This is a genomic window from Streptomyces prunicolor NBRC 13075 (genome assembly GCF_000367365.1).
In the GTDB taxonomy this organism is placed as follows: domain Bacteria; phylum Actinomycetota; class Actinomycetes; order Streptomycetales; family Streptomycetaceae; genus Streptomyces; species Streptomyces prunicolor.
In genome coordinates, this window is sequence record NZ_BARF01000040.1 from 1 (window position 1) to 15,405 (window position 15,405).

Below are 15,405 nucleotides of genomic sequence, written 5' to 3' on the forward strand. Positions count from 1 at the left end.
CCGAGCGGCGGCCCGGCCCGCACGACCCGCCCCGGCCCGCAGGCCCGCGGCACCGCACAGCGCCGCCCGGCGGCCGTACGACGCCCGAGCCCTACGGCGGCCGAGACGGTACGGCAGCTACCGAACCCCCGGCTCACCGGGCTCGGCGGCGGACTGTTCTGCGCGGCCGTGATGTTCGTGCTCGGGTGTATCGACCAGTTCCTGTTCGGGGCGTCGTTGACCGTGTACGGCGTGCTGTTCGTGCCGGTGTGCGTGCTCACCGCGGTCTGGATCCGGCGCGGCGACCTGCTGACCGCGCCGGTCGTCGTACCGATCGCCTTCGCCGTCGGCCTCTTCCCGGTGGCCGACGGCAGCGGCGGCCTCGCCAACCGCCTGGTGGGCGTGTTCACCGGCCTCGCCACCCAGGCCGGCTGGCTCTACGGCGGGACGCTCGTCGCGGGGCTCATCGCGACGGTCCGCAGGGTTCGGCTGCTGAGGCGTCGCCGACGGGCCTGAGTCCCGTGGTCCCTGTGCCGTTCGCCGTCACGCGCGCGGCGCCCGCACGCGTGACTCCCGGGGATGCCGAGGCCTAGTCGTCCCCCGCCGCGTGCATCGCCGCCCCCACGATCCCCGCGTTGTTCTGCAACTGCGCCGGGACGATCTCGGCCTTGATGTCCTCGATGAAGTGCAGGAACTTGTCGGCCTTGCGGCTGACTCCGCCGCCGATGATGAACAGCTCGGGCGAGAAGAGCATCTCGACATGGGCGAGGTACTTCTGGACGCGGTTGGCCCAGTGCTCCCAGGTCAGCTCGCCGTCCTCCTTGGCCTTGCTGGAGGCCTTCTTCTCGGCGTCGTGGCCGTTCAGCTCAAGGTGGCCCAGCTCCGTGTTCGGGACCAGGACACCGTTGACGAAGAGGGCGCTGCCGATGCCCGTGCCGAAGGTCAGCAGGATCACCGTGCCCTTGCGGCCCTGGCCGGCGCCGAAGTGCATCTCGGCGACGCCCGCCGCGTCCGCGTCATTGACGACCGTCACCGGGAGGCCGCCCAGCCGGTCGGCGAACAGCGCGCCCGCGTCCGTGTCGATCCAGCTCTTGTCGACGTTCGCCGCCGTACGGATCGTGGCCCCGCCGGTGACCACACCTGGAAACGTGAGCCCGACCGGTCCCGTCCAGCCGAAGTGGTCGACGACTTCCTTCACGCCGTCGGCCACCCCGTCCGGTGTCGCCGGGTGCGGGGTCAGCACCTTGCACCGCTCTTCCGTCAATTCGCCCTTGTCCAGGTCCACAGGGGCGCCCTTGATCCCGGATCCACCGATGTCCACGCCGAAGATCTGCATGGATCCACGCTACGACGAACGACTGACAGTCACTGCCCGGAGGGTGCCGTACGGTCCGAACCGGTGCGCTCGGCGACCAGTGCGGCCGCCTCTTCGCGCAGGTCACGGCGGAGTTCCTTGGGCAGCGAGAACGTGATGGACTCCTCGGCCGCCTTGACCAGCTCGACGTCCTCGTAGCCGCGCCCGGACAGCCACTCCAACACCTGTTCGACCAGGATCTCCGGCACGGAAGCACCCGAGGTCACGCCGACCGTGGTCACGCCCTCCAGCCAGGCCTCCTCGATCTCGTCGGCGAAGTCCACCAGGTAGGCGGCGCGGGCACCGGCCAGCTTGGCGACCTCGACGAGCCGTACGGAGTTGGAGGAGTTCTTCGAGCCGACCACGATCACCAGGTCGGCCTCCTCGCCCATCTGCTTCACGGCGAGCTGGCGGTTCTGCGTGGCGTAGCAGATGTCGTCGCTGGGCGGGGAGATGAGCTGCGGGAACTTCTCCTTCAGGGCGTCGACCGTCTCCATGGTCTCGTCGACCGAGAGGGTGGTCTGGGACAGCCATACGACCCTGGACGGATCCCGCACCTCCACCTTGGAGACGTCGGACGGGCCGTCGACCAGGGTGATGTGGTCGGGGGCCTCTCCGGAGGTGCCGATGACCTCCTCGTGGCCCTCGTGGCCGATGAGGAGGATGTCGAAGTCCTCGTTCGCGAAACGGACGGCTTCCTTGTGGACCTTGGTCACCAGGGGGCAGGTCGCGTCGATGGTGGCGAGGCGGCCCTGCTTGGCCTCGTCGTGGACGACGGGCGCGACGCCGTGCGCGGAGAACATCACGATGTTCCCCTCGGGGACCTCCTCCGTCCGCTCGACGAAGACGGCGCCCTTCTTCTCCAGGGTCTGCACGACGTACTTGTTGTGCACGATCTCGTGCCGGACATAGATCGGAGCCCCGTACTGCTCAAGGGCTTTCTCGACGGCGATCACGGCGCGGTCCACACCCGCGCAGTAGCCACGGGGGGCGGCGAGCAGGACACGGCGGCCAGACGAAGCAGTCATGCGTCCCATCGTAAGGCCGCGCCCGACGGGTCAAAGATCGCGTCCTTGGGGAGACTGGCGTGGGGAGACTCGCGGTGGAGTGGGAGGGGTGGGGGCCGGGCACGACGTACGGGAGACGCGAGATGGCGGACACGGGCACGGATACGACGACCACGGCCGACGGCGGGCCCCAGCTGCGGCGCAGTCTCGGTTTCCGGGATCTCGTCGTCTACGGGCTGCTGTTCATCGCCCCCATGGCGCCGGTCGGCGTGTTCGGCACCCTGGACGCCAAGTCGCACGGCGCCGTCGCGCTGGTCTACATCGTGGCCACGGTCGCGATGGCGTTCACCGCGTTCAGCTACGCGCAGATGGTGCGGGTCGTCCCTCAGGCGGGCTCGGTGTTCGCCTACGCGCGCGTGGGGCTCGGCAAGGAGGCCGGGTTCATCGCCGGCTGGATGGCGATGCTGGACTACATCCTGATCCCCGCCGTCGCCTACCTCTTCTCCGGGATCGCCATGAACGCGCTGGTCCCGGACGTCTCCCGGTGGGTGTGGACCGCGCTGGCGGTCGTCATCACGACCTGCCTCAACCTCTGGGGTGTGCGGGCGGCGGCCCGCGTGGGCTTCCTCGTCCTCGCGATGGAGATCGTCGTCCTCATCATCTTCATCGTGTCGGCGATCGTCGTTCTCGCGCGCGACGGCGCCGAACGGGGCTGGCTGTCACCACTCTCCGGGGACGGCACACAGGGCGCGTTCGCGCTGTCGGCGGTGATCGGCGCGGTCTCGGTGGCCGTCCTGTCCTACCTGGGCTTCGACGCGGTGGCCACCTTCGCGGAGGAGGTCACCGGCGGCTCCGAGAAGGTCGCCAGGGCGCTGCTGTTCTGCCTCGCCCTGGCCGGCGTGCTGTTCATCGCCCAGACGTACCTGGTCGCCCTCCTGGAGCCGACGACGTCCGCGCAGCTGGCCGCCGACGCGGGGAAACAAGGATCGGCGTTCTACGACGCGGTCGACGTCTCGGTCGGCAACTGGCTGCACAACCTGGTGGCCGTCAGCAAGGCGATCGGCGCGGCGTTCGCGGCGCTGGCCGGGCAGGCGGCGGCGGGCCGCCTGGTCTTCGCGATGGCCCGCGACCGACGCCTGCCCCGCGCCCTGTCGAAGACCGACGACGGAGTACCGCGGGTCGCCCTGCTCTCCACGGCCGTCATCACCCTGATCGCCGCGGTCTGGGCGGCCCGCCGCGACGACGGCCTCGACCACCTGGTCTCGGTCGTCGACATCGGCGCGCTCACCGCGTTCACGCTGCTGCACGCGAGCGTGGTGGGCTGGTTCGCGGTACGGCGGCGGGGCGGACCGGTGGTGTGGTGGCGGCACGTGCTGGTGCCGGTGCTGGGAGCGGCGATCACGATCGCGGTGATCGTGGAGGCGTCCGGGACCGCGCAGGTGGTGGGCGCGATCTGGTTGGCGGTGGGGTTGGTGGTACTGGCGGTGCAGTCGCGCGCGGCGATCCGGCAGTAGACACCTGGGGTGGGTGGGGGCGGGCGTCTCCTGGGGGCTCCGCCCCAGACCCCCATCGCCCTGAAGGGGCCTCGTCCTCAAACGCCGGACGGGCTGGATATGCCTGGCCTGCGTTGAAAGGGTGCCGGACAGGCTGGATATGCGCGGCCTGCGCTGTAGAGGTGCCGACCGACACGTCAACGACAGCCCCACCGGCGAGACCACCAACCCGCCCCGACATCCCGCCCCACTCCGCACCTTGACCCCGTTGTCAGAGGCGGCCGTTACTCTCGGGCGCATGGCTCTCAACACGGCTCCGGACGCGCCGCTCCCCGTCGGTGAGGTCTCCCGGCTCATCGGCGGGTGGATCGATCGGCTCGGTGCGGTGTGGGTCGAGGGGCAGATCACCCAGTTGTCGCGGCGACCCGGTGCCGGGGTCGTGTTTCTGACGTTGCGCGACCCGTCGTACGACATCTCGGTGAGCGTGACGTGCTTTCGGCAGGTGTTCGACGAGGTCGCCGAGGTCGTCAGCGAGGGCGCGCGGGTGGTCGTCCTCGCGAAGCCGGAGTGGTACGCGCCGCGGGGGCAGTTGTCGTTGCGGGCCACCGAGATCAGGCCGGTCGGGGTCGGTGAACTCCTCGCGCGGCTCGAGCAGTTGAAGAAGTCGCTGGCCGCGGAGGGGCTGTTCGCGGCCGACCGGAAGAAGCCGTTGCCCTTTCTGCCGCAGTTGATCGGGCTGGTCTGCGGGCGGGCCTCGGCCGCCGAGCGGGATGTGCTGGAGAACGCGCGGCATCGCTGGCCCGCCGTCCGTTTCGAGGTACGCAACGTGCCCGTGCAGGGCGTGCACGCCGTGCCGCAAGTCGTGCAGGCCGTCAAGGAGTTGGACGCGCTCGACGGCGTGGACGTGATCATCGTTGCACGGGGCGGCGGCAGCGTGGAGGACCTGCTGCCGTTCTCCGACGAGCAGCTCGTACGGGCCGTGTCGGCCTGCCGTACGCCCGTGGTGTCCGCGATCGGGCACGAACCCGACAACCCCCTCCTGGACTACGTCGCCGACCTGCGCGCCTCCACCCCCACCGACGCCGCGAAGAAGGTCGTACCGGACGTCGGCGAGGAGTACGAGCGCGTACGGCAGCTGCGCGACCGGGCGCGGCGGTGTGTCGTCGCGTTCGTGGACCGGGAGGAGCGCGGGCTGACGCAGGCGTTGTCGCGGCCGTCGATACAGGATCCGCACCGGATGATCGACGAGCGCGCGGATCATGTCGCCGCCCTCCTCGGCCGGGGCCGCCGCACGCTCGGCCACCTCCTGGACCGCGCCGACTCGGAGCTGACCCACACGCACGCACGCGTGGTCGCCCTCTCCCCCGCCGCGACCCTGAAGCGGGGGTACGCGGTGCTGCAGCGGGCCGACGGGCATGTCGTCCGGGACCCGGAAGAGGCGAGCGCGGACGAGGTACTGCGCGCGCGGGTCGCCGAGGGCGAGTTCACGGTTCGGGTCGAGGCGTAGTTCCCGTTGATGCATAGGGTGGGCGGATGACCAGCAAGGTGACGGAAGAGTCGCTCGGGTACGAGCAGGCACGCGACGAGCTGATCGAGGTCGTACGGCGACTGGAGGCGGGCGGTACGACGCTGGAGGAGTCGCTCGCGCTCTGGGAACGGGGCGAGGAACTGGCCAAGGTGTGCCGCCGCTGGCTGGACGGAGCCAGGGCTCGGTTGGACGCAGCGCTGGCGGAGGAAGAGGAAGACGGCTCGTCCACGGAAGCGGACGGCGACGGCGAATAGTGAGAGCGGGCGGCTCTCGCGGGCTGGCGGGCAGGCGGCAGGCGGCAGGCGGCAGGCGGCAGCGGATCGTAAGTAGCGCCGGCTGGCGGCGGACAACAAGCCGCAGCGACCACCGGCCGGCGCAGCGACGGCGAACGGCTGGCAACGGCCAACAGCCCAGGACTGGCCGAGGACTGTCAGCGGACGGCGAAAGCAACCGCCAACAACCAGCGGCAGACGGCGAGTAGCGCCCGCCTCCAGCCGACAGCGAGTAGCCGCGGCCGAGGACTGGCAGCCGATGGCGAGTCACAACAGCCGACGGTCAGGGGGACGGACCGCACGTAGCGCCCGCCGGCAACAGACAGCAAGCCGCCCCAACCGCATTTCCCTGTGATGCGGATCACCATGCTCCGGTTTTGGTTGAACATTGAACGTCTCATCGCGTACGGTCTGTCTCGTCAGCCTATCCGGACCACGGTCCGGTTCCGGTTTCCGGCCACCCCGAGGAAGTTCACGTATGTCTCTCGTCCTTGACCCCACCGCCCAGGACCTGCTGTTCCGCGAGGCCCGCACCGCGAACACGTTCACCGACGAGCCGGTGACGGACGAGCAGGTGCAGGCGATCTACGACCTGGTCAAGTACGGCCCGACCTCGATGAACCAGTCGCCGCTGCGCATCACCCTGGTCCGCTCCCCCGAGGCCCGCGAGCGCCTCGTGCAGCACCTCGCCGAGGGCAACCAGAAGAAGACCGCCGCCGCCCCGCTGGTCGCGATCCTCTCCGCGGACAACGAGTTCCACGAGGAACTGCCGAACCTGTTCCCGCACTTCCCGCAGGCCAAGGACGCCGTCTTCGGCGAGCGTTCGGTCCGTGAGGGCAACGCCGCGCTGAACGCCGCGCTCCAGGCCGCGTACTTCATCATCGGCATCCGTGCCGCCGGCCTCGCCGCCGGTCCGATGACCGGTCTCGACTTCGCCGGCGTCCAGAAGGAGTTCCTGGACGGCGACCACACCCCGTTCGTCGTCATCAACATCGGCAAGCCGGGCGAGGACGCCTGGTTCCCGCGCTCCCCGCGGCTGGCGTACGACGAGGTCGTTACCACCGTCTGAGACGCATGACACACACAAGGCCCCCGGCACACACCGCGCCAGGGGCCTTCGTCATACCTGCGGGGATGCCCGTCGGGCTACTTCATCTTCAACGCCTTCGCCATCTCCGTCAGCTGCGCGAACGACCCCGTGCCCGCCACAACCGTCGTCGAGCTCTTGTCCGCGAGCACGAGGGCGTCGTAGCGACCGCCGGTGTAGCGGGTCCAGGTCCGGCCGTCGATGTTCTGGGTCGTCTTCGTCGCGGCGCCGCCCTGGCTCGCGGTGTCGACGAAGTCGGCCTGCTTCTGAGTCGACTGCTCTATCTGCACGTACTGACCACCGGGGGCACTGAACCCGAGGTGCCAGGCGTTGAACGCGGCGCCGTCGTAGCTGACCGAGGTCGCCTTCCAGCTCGTGGACAGGCCCTCGGGGGCAGCCACCGGGTACGGCGCCGCGCGGCGTGCCGTGAGCAGCTCCACGCGGTAGTCGACCCGCTTGGTGTCTGGAGCGTGGTCGCTGTGCGGGATGAAGATGTAGACGACCGCCGCCGCGATCCCGATCAGGCCCAGGGAGAGGATCATGTCCCGGACCGTCTTCTGCTTGCCGTTCGAACCTGCCACGTCCCTATCGTCGCAGGTGCCCTGGTCCGCTCATCCGTGGGGCCCCCTGCTCATTTTGTCTGCCTGGCGATAGAGTCGGGGCCATACCCTCATCCGGCCGTCGCCGTATCAGAAAGGTGCGCTCCGATGACCGAGCATCATCATCTGCCGTCCGAACTCGAAGTCCCCTCCGAGGCCCCCGACCGCAACCTCGCCCTGGAACTCGTCCGGGTGACCGAAGCCGCCGCGATGGCCGCGGGCCGCTGGGTCGGGCGCGGTGACAAGAACGGCGCCGACGGTGCCGCCGTGCGTGCCATGCGGACCCTCGTCTCCACCGTCTCGATGAACGGCGTCGTCGTCATCGGTGAGGGCGAGAAGGACGAGGCGCCGATGCTCTTCAACGGCGAGCGCGTCGGTGACGGGACCGGGCCGGAGTGCGACATCGCCGTCGACCCGATCGACGGCACCACGCTCAACGCCAAGGGCATGCCGAACGCGATCGCCGTGCTGGCCGCCGCGGACCGGGGTTCGATGTTCGACCCGTCCGCCGTGTTCTACATGGACAAGCTGGTCACCGGGCCCGAGGCCGCCGAGTTCGTCGACATCGAGGCCCCGATCTCGGTGAACGTCCGCCGGGTCGCGAAAGCGAAGCGGGTCACGCCCGAGGACGTCACCGTCGTCGTCCTGGACCGGCCGCGGCACGACGGGATCATCAAGGAGATCCGGGAGACCGGTGCGCGGATCAAGCTGATCTCCGACGGCGATGTCGCGGGCTCGATCCTGGCGCTGCGCGAAGGCACCGGCGTGGATCTGCTCCTCGGTATCGGTGGCACGCCCGAGGGCATCATCTCGGCCTGTGCCGTGAAGTGCCTCGGTGGCGTGATCCAGGGCAAGTTGTGGCCCAAGGACGATGCCGAGCGGCAGCGGGCGCTGGATGCCGGGCACGACCTGGACCGGGTGCTCACCACCGGTGACCTGGTGTCCGGGGAGAACGTGTTCTTCGTCGCGACCGGGATCACGGACGGGGAGTTGCTGCGGGGGGTGCGGTACCGGTCGGAGACCGCGACCACCGACTCGATCGTGATGCGGTCCAAGTCCGGGACGGTGCGGCGAATCGATTCGGAACACCGGCTGAGCAAGCTGCGGGCGTACAGCGCGATCGACTTCGATCGGGCCAAGTAACCACGACGCGGGCACGAAACAAGCCACGACCGCAGGGTCGTATGTGAAGGACACGACCGCAGGGTCGTATGTGAAAGAGGCGCCCCCGGTGCGGTGGGGGCGCCTCTTCTACGTCGGTCAGCCTGCCGCTGCTATGCGGCCTGCCGCGCGGGCCTTCTGGAGTTCCAGGTCGCGGCGGCGGCGCCTGGCCAGGACCACGCGGCGTTCGGCGGCGGTGAGGCCGCCCCAGACGCCGTACGGCTCGGGTTGCAGGAGCGCGTGCTCTCGGCACTCGACCATGACCGGACAACGGGCGCAGACGCGCTTCGCCGCGTCCTCGCGGGAGAGTCGGGCGGCGGTGGGTTCCTTGGAGGGTGCGAAGAACAGGCCTGCCTCGTCGCGCCGGCACACCGCTTCGGTGTGCCAGGGAGCGTCTTGGTCCCTGTCTCGCGCAGGCACCCGCTGAGCCGGAACAGCAGCTACCTGCAGGGACGAATGCGGCGGTTGCAGCACGGTCTACTCCTGACGACGGCTTCGCGAGCGAGAGACGATGCAGCAAGGCCTACCCGCTGTGCGCGCGCCTATGCACTGAGTTCCGAACCGCTGGTTTTCGGGCGCTTCTGCGCGATGTCAGGAGCAGACGGGCGTGGACCGATCAGCTCCACATGTGTCTCGATTCACAACCGTCAACGGTCCAGGTGTTTGCGCAAATTCTTGTCGACCTTGCGCTGAACCCGATCGAGAATGTCCGCAACGAGCTTGCCCCGCTTGGGTTTTGCCTCGATGTTTCCCAGTACGGCCCACCCGTCGACGAAGACCACGGGCGCGTCCGGCTCCAGCGAATCCAGCGTGTCCACCTCGAAGTTGCCGAGGACTCCGCCGCCGGTACCGCGCAGCGACACGTTCTCCGGGACGCGGATCTCGACGTTGCCGAAGACCGAGATCGCCTTGATGACGACCTGCTGGTACTCGAAGATCGCCTCGCTGAGGTCGATCTCGACGCTGCCGAACACGGCGTACGCGTGCATACGACGGCCCGCGCGCCAGCGGCCCTTGCGCATCGCGGCGCTGAACACCGCCACGACGTTCTCATCGGCCTCGGCCGGGATCGCGCCCTCCGTCGGGCGGTTCGGGGCGGGGCTGTACGACGGGGTAGTCGCGCGGTGTCCATGGGCGGCCGGCAGATCCTGGATGAAGACCTCCAGCTCACCGACCGTCTTGGCGCTCAGCACCCCCTCGACCCGCTCGGCGTGTTCCTCCGCGTCCAGGCGGCCCTCGGCCAGGGCCTCGCGCAGGATGTCGGCGATGCGGTCACGGTCGGCGTCCGAGGCGCGCAGCGACGGGGCGGCGGGCGCGGGCTGCGGGGCCGTGGGCGCGGATGCGGGCTGCTTCTGAAGGTCCACGGCAGCAGCGTACCGAAACGCGATAGATCGCGACTAGGGGTGTGGACAACGTTGGCGTGGCGGCACTGCCCGGAGGAACTGAGCCTTACCTCACAAGCTCGGTGTCAGTGGCAGGTTCTACGCTGGTGACGCCTGCCAATGGCGGCCGGCCGTGCTGTCTGTCGAGTGAGGAATGGGCGAGAATGCCTGAGTTCGCGTACACCGATCTGCTCCCCATGGGAGAGGACACCACCCCGTACCGGCTGGTGACCTCCGAGGGTGTCTCCACCTTCGAGGCCGACGGGCGGACGTTCCTCAAGGTCGAGCCCGAGGCGCTGCGCAAGCTGGCGGCGGAGGCGATCCACGACATCCAGCACTATCTGCGGCCCGCCCACCTGGCCCAGCTGCGCCGGATCATCGACGACCCCGAGGCGTCGAACAACGACAAGTTCGTGGCGCTGGACCTCCTGAAGAACGCGAACATCGCCGCCGCCGGTGTGCTGCCCATGTGCCAGGACACCGGTACGGCGATCGTCATGGGCAAGCGCGGGCAGAACGTCCTCACGGAGGGCGGCGACGAGTCGGCGCTGTCGCGCGGCATCTACGACGCCTACCTCAACCTCAATCTGCGGTACTCGCAGATGGCCCCGCTGACCATGTGGGACGAGAAGAACACCGGGTCGAACCTGCCCGCCCAGATCGAGCTGTACGCGACCGACGGCGGCGCCTACAAGTTCCTGTTCATGGCGAAGGGCGGCGGCTCGGCCAACAAGTCGTTCCTCTACCAGGAGACGAAGGCGGTCCTCAACGAGGGCTCCATGATGAAGTTCCTGGAGGAGAAGATCCGTTCGCTGGGGACGGCCGCCTGTCCGCCGTACCACCTCGCGATCGTAGTCGGCGGCACCAGCGCCGAGTACGCGCTGAAGACCGCGAAGTACGCCTCCGCGCACTACCTGGACGAGATTCCGGCCGAGGGCTCGGACTTGGGGCACGGGTTCCGGGACAAGGACCTGGAGCAGAAGGTCTTCGAGCTGACGCAGCGGATCGGGATCGGGGCGCAGTTCGGGGGCAAGTACTTCTGCCACGACGTGCGCGTGGTGCGGCTGCCCCGGCACGGCGCCTCCTGCCCCGTCGCCATCGCCGTGTCCTGCTCCGCCGACCGGCAGGCCGTCGCGAAGATCACCGCCGAGGGTGTCTTCCTGGAGCAGTTGGAGACCGACCCGGCGCGATTCCTGCCGGAGACGACCGACGAGCATCTGGACTCCGACGAGGAGGACGTCGTCCGGATCGATCTCAACCAGCCCATGGACGGCATCCTCGCCGAGCTGACCAAGTACCCCGTCAAGACCCGGCTTTCGCTCTCCGGGCCGCTCGTCGTGGCGCGTGACATCGCGCACGCCAAGATCAAGGAGCGGCTCGACGCGGGCGAGGAGATGCCGCAGTACCTGAAGGACCACCCGGTGTACTACGCGGGGCCCGCGAAGACCCCTGAGGGTTACGCGTCCGGGTCCTTCGGGCCTACGACCGCCGGGCGCATGGACTCGTACGTCGAGCAGTTCCAGGCGGCGGGTGGGTCCAAGGTGATGCTGGCCAAGGGGAACCGGAGCAAACAGGTCACCGACGCGTGTGACGCGCACGGCGGCTTCTACCTCGGGTCGATCGGTGGGCCTGCGGCGCGGCTCGCCCAGGACTGCATCAAGAAGGTCGAGGTTGTCGAGTACGAGGAGCTCGGGATGGAGGCGGTGTGGAAGATCGAGGTCGAGGACTTCCCGGCGTTCGTCGTGGTCGACGACAAGGGCAACGACTTCTTCCAGAACCCGGCGCCTGAGCCTACGTTCACGCATATTCCGGTGCGGGGGCCTGGGTTGGGCTGATTGCGCCCCCGCCGCCCCTACCCGTCCCATCCCCAGGGGCTCCGCCCCTTCGACCCCGCCAGGGGGCTCCCCCCCTGGACCCCCGGTCGGCCTGAACGGCCTCGTCCTCAAACGCCGGACGGGCTGATTTGTGCCGACCCGGGTTGGGAGGCGGGCGGGCTGGATGTAGCTGGCCTGCGCCGAAGTGGTGCCGCCTGCGCTGCGTGGTGTCCCGGGATGCATGACGCGCCAGCATCCCCGTTCACCACTGTCCCATTTCATCCCGGGAACACACGGGACGGAATCTTTGTGAACCTTGCCGGAAACGCTCCGAGTTGACCGGATCGCAACCCGTGATCCTCAGTCCACTCGGAGGAACCCCCCATGATCCGACGCACCCTGCGCAACGGACTCGTCGCCGCGATCGCAGCCGTCGCCGTCTTCCCCGTGACAGCCGTCGCCGCCCCCGCTGCTCACCCGACGAAGCCCGTCCGGCACCACGTCACCGCCCACGCCTGGGGCCGGATCACCACCCACCACTACACCCGCCTGAACGTCCGCTCCGGCCCCGGTACCGGCTACCGGATCGTCGGCACGCGGCCGGTCGGGCGGGCGCTGCCCATCGTCTGCGAGACGCGTGGCTCCGGTGTCTTCGGCAACCACCTCTGGTACAAGCTCCCGCACCACGAGGGCTACGTCTCCGCCCACTACGTCCGCGACCACAGCGCCGTCCGCTGGTGCTGACCCTCGTCTGACCTACGGCGTTCCCCGACGGGACGGTCCCGTACGTCCCGTCGGGGAACGCCAGGTCAACACCCCTTCACATTCCGGCATATTCGGGCGATCCGGGTGTTGCCCCGCGCCTCCCCCGGGAACAGATCACCGCGGTCACCCCGGTACAGCGAGGCAGCAGGGAACAGGGAACAGGATGGAAACCCACGTGACGGTCGAGAGACAGCGGCTCCTGACGGACCGGCTCCGCCTCCTCAAGCGGCGGACCGGGTTGAGCCTGGCCGCGCTGGCCGCCGTCACCCCGTTCAGCAAGTCGACCTGGCACCGGTATCTGCACGGCGACCAACTCCCGCCCCGCGCCGCCGTCGAGGCCCTCGCCCGGCTCGCGCACACCGAACCCGAAGCGCTGACCTCCCTGCTCTCCCTCTGGGACGCGGCCGTCCAGGAACAGTCCAGGCCGCCCACCCCTCCCCCGATTCCGTCCGTACGGCCCCGACGCCTCCGTCCCCCCGTCCGAGCCCTCGTCGCCCTGGCCGCCATGGCGACCACCGTCGCGCTCACCGCCGGTGCCACCGACGCCCTCGATCACGATGTGGCGGTGGAGCACATGGAGCACATGGAGCACACAGTCGCCTCCTGCCACTACCCCGGCCACTGAGCCGGAACACTCCGTCTCCCTCCCATGTGGTGGGAACACGGGACGTGTCCGCGATGCTGTCCCCCACAGGAGGTGATCGGCGATGGCCGACGGTCAGACAGTGGGTCCGTTCCGTATCGAGCACGATTCGATGGGGGAGGTGCGGGTCCCGGTCGACGCGAAATGGCGGGCCCAGACCCAGCGGGCGGTGGAGAACTTCCCGATCTCGGGGCAACGCATCGAGCGCGCCCACATCGAGGCGCTCGCCCGGATCAAGGGTGCCGCCGCGAAGGTGAACGCCGAACTGGGCGTACTGGACAAGGACATCGCGGAGGCCGTGCAGGAGGCGGCCCGTGAGGTCGCGGCGGGGCGCTGGGACGAGCACTTCCCCATCGACGTGTTCCAGACCGGGTCCGGGACCTCGTCCAACATGAACACCAACGAGGTGATCGCCACCCTCGCGACCGAGCGGCTCGGGCGGGACGTGCATCCCAACGACCATGTCAACGCCTCGCAGTCGTCCAACGACGTGTTCCCGTCCTCCATCCACATCGCGGCCACCGGTGCCGTGATCCATGACCTGATCCCCGCGCTGGAGCATCTCGCGGGCGCGTTGTCGCGCAAGTCCGTCGAGTTCGCCGACGTGGTGAAGTCCGGGCGGACCCACCTCATGGACGCCACGCCCGTCACCCTGGGGCAGGAGTTCGGCGGGTACTCGGCCCAGGTGCGTTACGGCGTCGAGCGGCTCCAGGCCTCGCTGCCGCGGCTCGCCGAGCTGCCGCTGGGCGGGACCGCCGTCGGGACCGGGATCAACACCCCGCCCGGGTTCTCCGCCGCCGTGATCGCCGAGGTCGCGCTGGTCACCGGGTTGCCGTTGACCGAGGCGCGGGACCACTTCGAGGCGCAGGGCGCGCGGGACGGGATCGTCGAGACCAGCGGGCAGTTGCGGACCATCGCCGTAGGGCTGACGAAGATCGCGAACGATCTGCGGTGGATGGCGTCCGGGCCGCGGACCGGGCTCTCGGAGATCTCGCTGCCCGATCTCCAGCCGGGGTCCTCGATCATGCCCGGCAAGGTCAACCCGGTGATTCCGGAGGCCGTGCTGATGGTCGCCGCACAGGTCGTCGGGAACGACGCGACCGTCGCCACCGCCGGGGCCGCCGGCAACTTCGAGCTCAACGTGATGCTTCCGGTGATCGCCAAGAATGTGCTTGAGTCGATTCGGCTGCTCGCCAACGTCTCGCGGCTGCTTGCCGATCGGACCGTCGAGGGGATCGTCGCGCACCGGGAGCGGGCGCGTGAGTACGCCGAGTCCTCGCCGTCCGTGGTCACTCCGCTCAACAAGTACATCGGGTACGAGGAGGCCGCCAAGGTCGCCAAGAAGGCGCTCGCGGAGCGGAAGACGATTCGCCAGGTCGTGCTGGAGAACGGCTATGTGGAGCGCGGTGATCTGACCGTCGCGCAGCTCGACGAGGCTCTCGATGTCCTGCGGATGACGCGTCCGTAACCAATGGTCGCCCTGGCGTGAACCGTGACGCGCACCGCAGCGTCGTATGCCCGGGGCACCTAATATCTCTTCATGACAGACGGTGGAGCGGTGCGAGCGGTGGAAGCGGGTACGTCTACGGCCTTCTGGGCGCCCGGGGATCAGATCCTGTGGCGTTATCGGGAGAACGCGGGCGACCGTTTCCACATCGCGCGGCCCGTGACCGTCGTCCGTGATGACGAGGAGTTGCTCGCGGTCTGGATGGCGCCCGGCACCGAGTGTGTGAAGCCGGTGCTCGCGGACGGTACGTCGGTGCACGTGGAGCCGCTGGAGACCCGGTACACGAAGCCGCGTACGGTCCAGCGCGACCACTGGTTCGGGACGGGTGTGCTGAAGCTGGCGCGGCCCGGTGAGCCCTGGTCGGTGTGGCTTTTCTGGGAGCCCGGATGGCAGTTCAAGAACTGGTACGTGAACCTTGAGGAACCGCAGGTCCGTTGGGACGGCGGGGTCGACTCCGTGGATCACTTCCTGGACATCTCCGTCCACCCGGACCGCAGTTGGCGCTGGCTCGACGAGGACGAGTTCGCGCAGGCCCAGCGGGACGGGCTGATGGATCCCCAACTCGCCGAGCGGGTACGGGAAGCGGGCTGGTCGGCGATCGAGACGATCCGTGCGTGGAGGGCGCCGTTCGCGGACGGTTGGCAGCACTGGCGCCCGGATCCGTCCTGGGCTGTACCTTCACTTCCGGAGGACTGGGACCGCACCCCCGCGCACATGTCCACATGAGACCCTTGATGCGCCCCCGGTGCGCAACCGTAGGATCGTCCTCCGCAAGGGCACCGCACAACTCCCGGAGCATGCACCGGGACTGACC

General features: G+C 69.2%; 16 protein-coding genes. 11 read left to right on the plus strand and 5 right to left on the minus strand.

From position 1 onward, the window contains the following. On the plus strand, positions 1–495 hold a 495-nt coding region (locus tag SPR02S_RS18450; RefSeq protein WP_019058471.1), incomplete at its 5' end, for a DUF6542 domain-containing protein. A 73-nt stretch (positions 496–568) separates the two neighbouring features. Here the strand turns inward: SPR02S_RS18450 and ppgK are convergent. Both ppgK and SPR02S_RS18460 read right to left on the minus strand, forming a co-directional pair. Beyond that, on the minus strand, positions 569–1,315 hold the full coding sequence (gene ppgK, locus SPR02S_RS18455; RefSeq protein WP_019058472.1) for a polyphosphate--glucose phosphotransferase: 747 nt from the start codon (positions 1,313–1,315) through the stop codon (positions 569–571). A 29-nt stretch (positions 1,316–1,344) separates the two neighbouring features. Then, positions 1,345–2,370, minus strand: coding sequence for a 4-hydroxy-3-methylbut-2-enyl diphosphate reductase (locus tag SPR02S_RS18460; protein WP_019058473.1), 1,026 nt, complete (start codon positions 2,368–2,370; stop codon positions 1,345–1,347). Between the two features lie 113 nt (positions 2,371–2,483). Between SPR02S_RS18460 and SPR02S_RS18465 the strand changes: the two genes are divergently transcribed. The 4 genes from SPR02S_RS18465 to SPR02S_RS18480 all read left to right on the plus strand — a co-directional run bounded on the left by SPR02S_RS18465 (position 2,484) and on the right by SPR02S_RS18480 (position 6,702). Next, positions 2,484–3,854, plus strand: a complete 1,371-nt coding sequence (locus SPR02S_RS18465; RefSeq protein WP_019058474.1) for an APC family permease — start codon at positions 2,484–2,486, stop codon at positions 3,852–3,854. 277 nt (positions 3,855–4,131) lie between these two features. Beyond that, a complete protein-coding gene (gene xseA, locus SPR02S_RS18470; protein WP_019058475.1) occupies positions 4,132–5,340 on the plus strand; it encodes an exodeoxyribonuclease VII large subunit in 1,209 nt (402 codons plus the stop codon). A gap of 26 nt (positions 5,341–5,366) precedes the next feature. Then, positions 5,367–5,615 (plus strand): exodeoxyribonuclease VII small subunit, encoded by a 249-nt coding sequence (locus SPR02S_RS18475; RefSeq protein WP_019058476.1) that lies wholly within the window; start codon positions 5,367–5,369, stop codon positions 5,613–5,615. A 496-nt stretch (positions 5,616–6,111) separates the two neighbouring features. Continuing rightward, positions 6,112–6,702: a malonic semialdehyde reductase gene (locus SPR02S_RS18480; RefSeq protein WP_019058477.1), complete on the plus strand. Its 591-nt coding sequence runs from the start codon at positions 6,112–6,114 to the stop codon at positions 6,700–6,702. Positions 6,703–6,779: 77 nt separating this feature from the next. Here SPR02S_RS18480 and SPR02S_RS18485 read toward each other — a convergent pair whose 3' ends face one another. Further along, positions 6,780–7,301, minus strand: coding sequence for a DUF4245 domain-containing protein (locus SPR02S_RS18485; RefSeq protein ID WP_019058478.1), 522 nt, complete (start codon positions 7,299–7,301; stop codon positions 6,780–6,782). A 126-nt stretch (positions 7,302–7,427) separates the two neighbouring features. Here SPR02S_RS18485 and glpX point away from each other — a divergent pair, with 126 nt between their 5' ends. Further along, positions 7,428–8,462 carry a class II fructose-bisphosphatase gene (gene glpX, locus SPR02S_RS18490; protein WP_019058479.1) on the plus strand — a complete coding sequence of 345 codons (1,035 nt, stop codon included), beginning with the start codon at positions 7,428–7,430 and terminating at the stop codon, positions 8,460–8,462. 117 nt (positions 8,463–8,579) lie between these two features. Here the strand turns inward: glpX and SPR02S_RS55905 are convergent, their stop codons facing one another. Then, the gene (locus SPR02S_RS55905) at positions 8,580–8,954 is read right to left on the minus strand and encodes a WhiB family transcriptional regulator (protein WP_026150672.1); all 375 of its coding nucleotides are present in this window, start codon (positions 8,952–8,954) and stop codon (positions 8,580–8,582) included. A gap of 173 nt (positions 8,955–9,127) precedes the next feature. Next, positions 9,128–9,844: a DUF1707 SHOCT-like domain-containing protein gene (locus tag SPR02S_RS18500; protein ID WP_019058481.1), complete on the minus strand. Its 717-nt coding sequence runs from the start codon at positions 9,842–9,844 to the stop codon at positions 9,128–9,130. 182 nt (positions 9,845–10,026) lie between these two features. On the opposite strand from SPR02S_RS18500, the gene SPR02S_RS18505 reads away from it, so the two are divergent. From SPR02S_RS18505 to fomD, 5 genes are all read left to right on the plus strand, one after another. Further along, a complete protein-coding gene (locus SPR02S_RS18505; protein WP_019058482.1) occupies positions 10,027–11,697 on the plus strand; it encodes a fumarate hydratase in 1,671 nt (556 codons plus the stop codon). A 363-nt stretch (positions 11,698–12,060) separates the two neighbouring features. Then, the gene (locus SPR02S_RS18510) at positions 12,061–12,420 is read left to right on the plus strand and encodes an SH3 domain-containing protein (RefSeq protein WP_019058483.1); all 360 of its coding nucleotides are present in this window, start codon (positions 12,061–12,063) and stop codon (positions 12,418–12,420) included. A 196-nt stretch (positions 12,421–12,616) separates the two neighbouring features. Then, complete coding sequence (locus tag SPR02S_RS58965; protein WP_245607578.1) at positions 12,617–13,066, plus strand: helix-turn-helix domain-containing protein; 450 nt, start codon at positions 12,617–12,619, stop codon at positions 13,064–13,066. Between the two features lie 82 nt (positions 13,067–13,148). Then, complete coding sequence (locus SPR02S_RS18520; RefSeq protein WP_019058484.1) at positions 13,149–14,552, plus strand: class II fumarate hydratase; 1,404 nt, start codon at positions 13,149–13,151, stop codon at positions 14,550–14,552. Between the two features lie 72 nt (positions 14,553–14,624). Beyond that, positions 14,625–15,317, plus strand: a complete 693-nt coding sequence (gene fomD / locus SPR02S_RS18525; protein ID WP_174447550.1) for a cytidylyl-2-hydroxypropylphosphonate hydrolase — start codon at positions 14,625–14,627, stop codon at positions 15,315–15,317. Positions 15,318–15,405 lie beyond the last annotated feature (88 nt).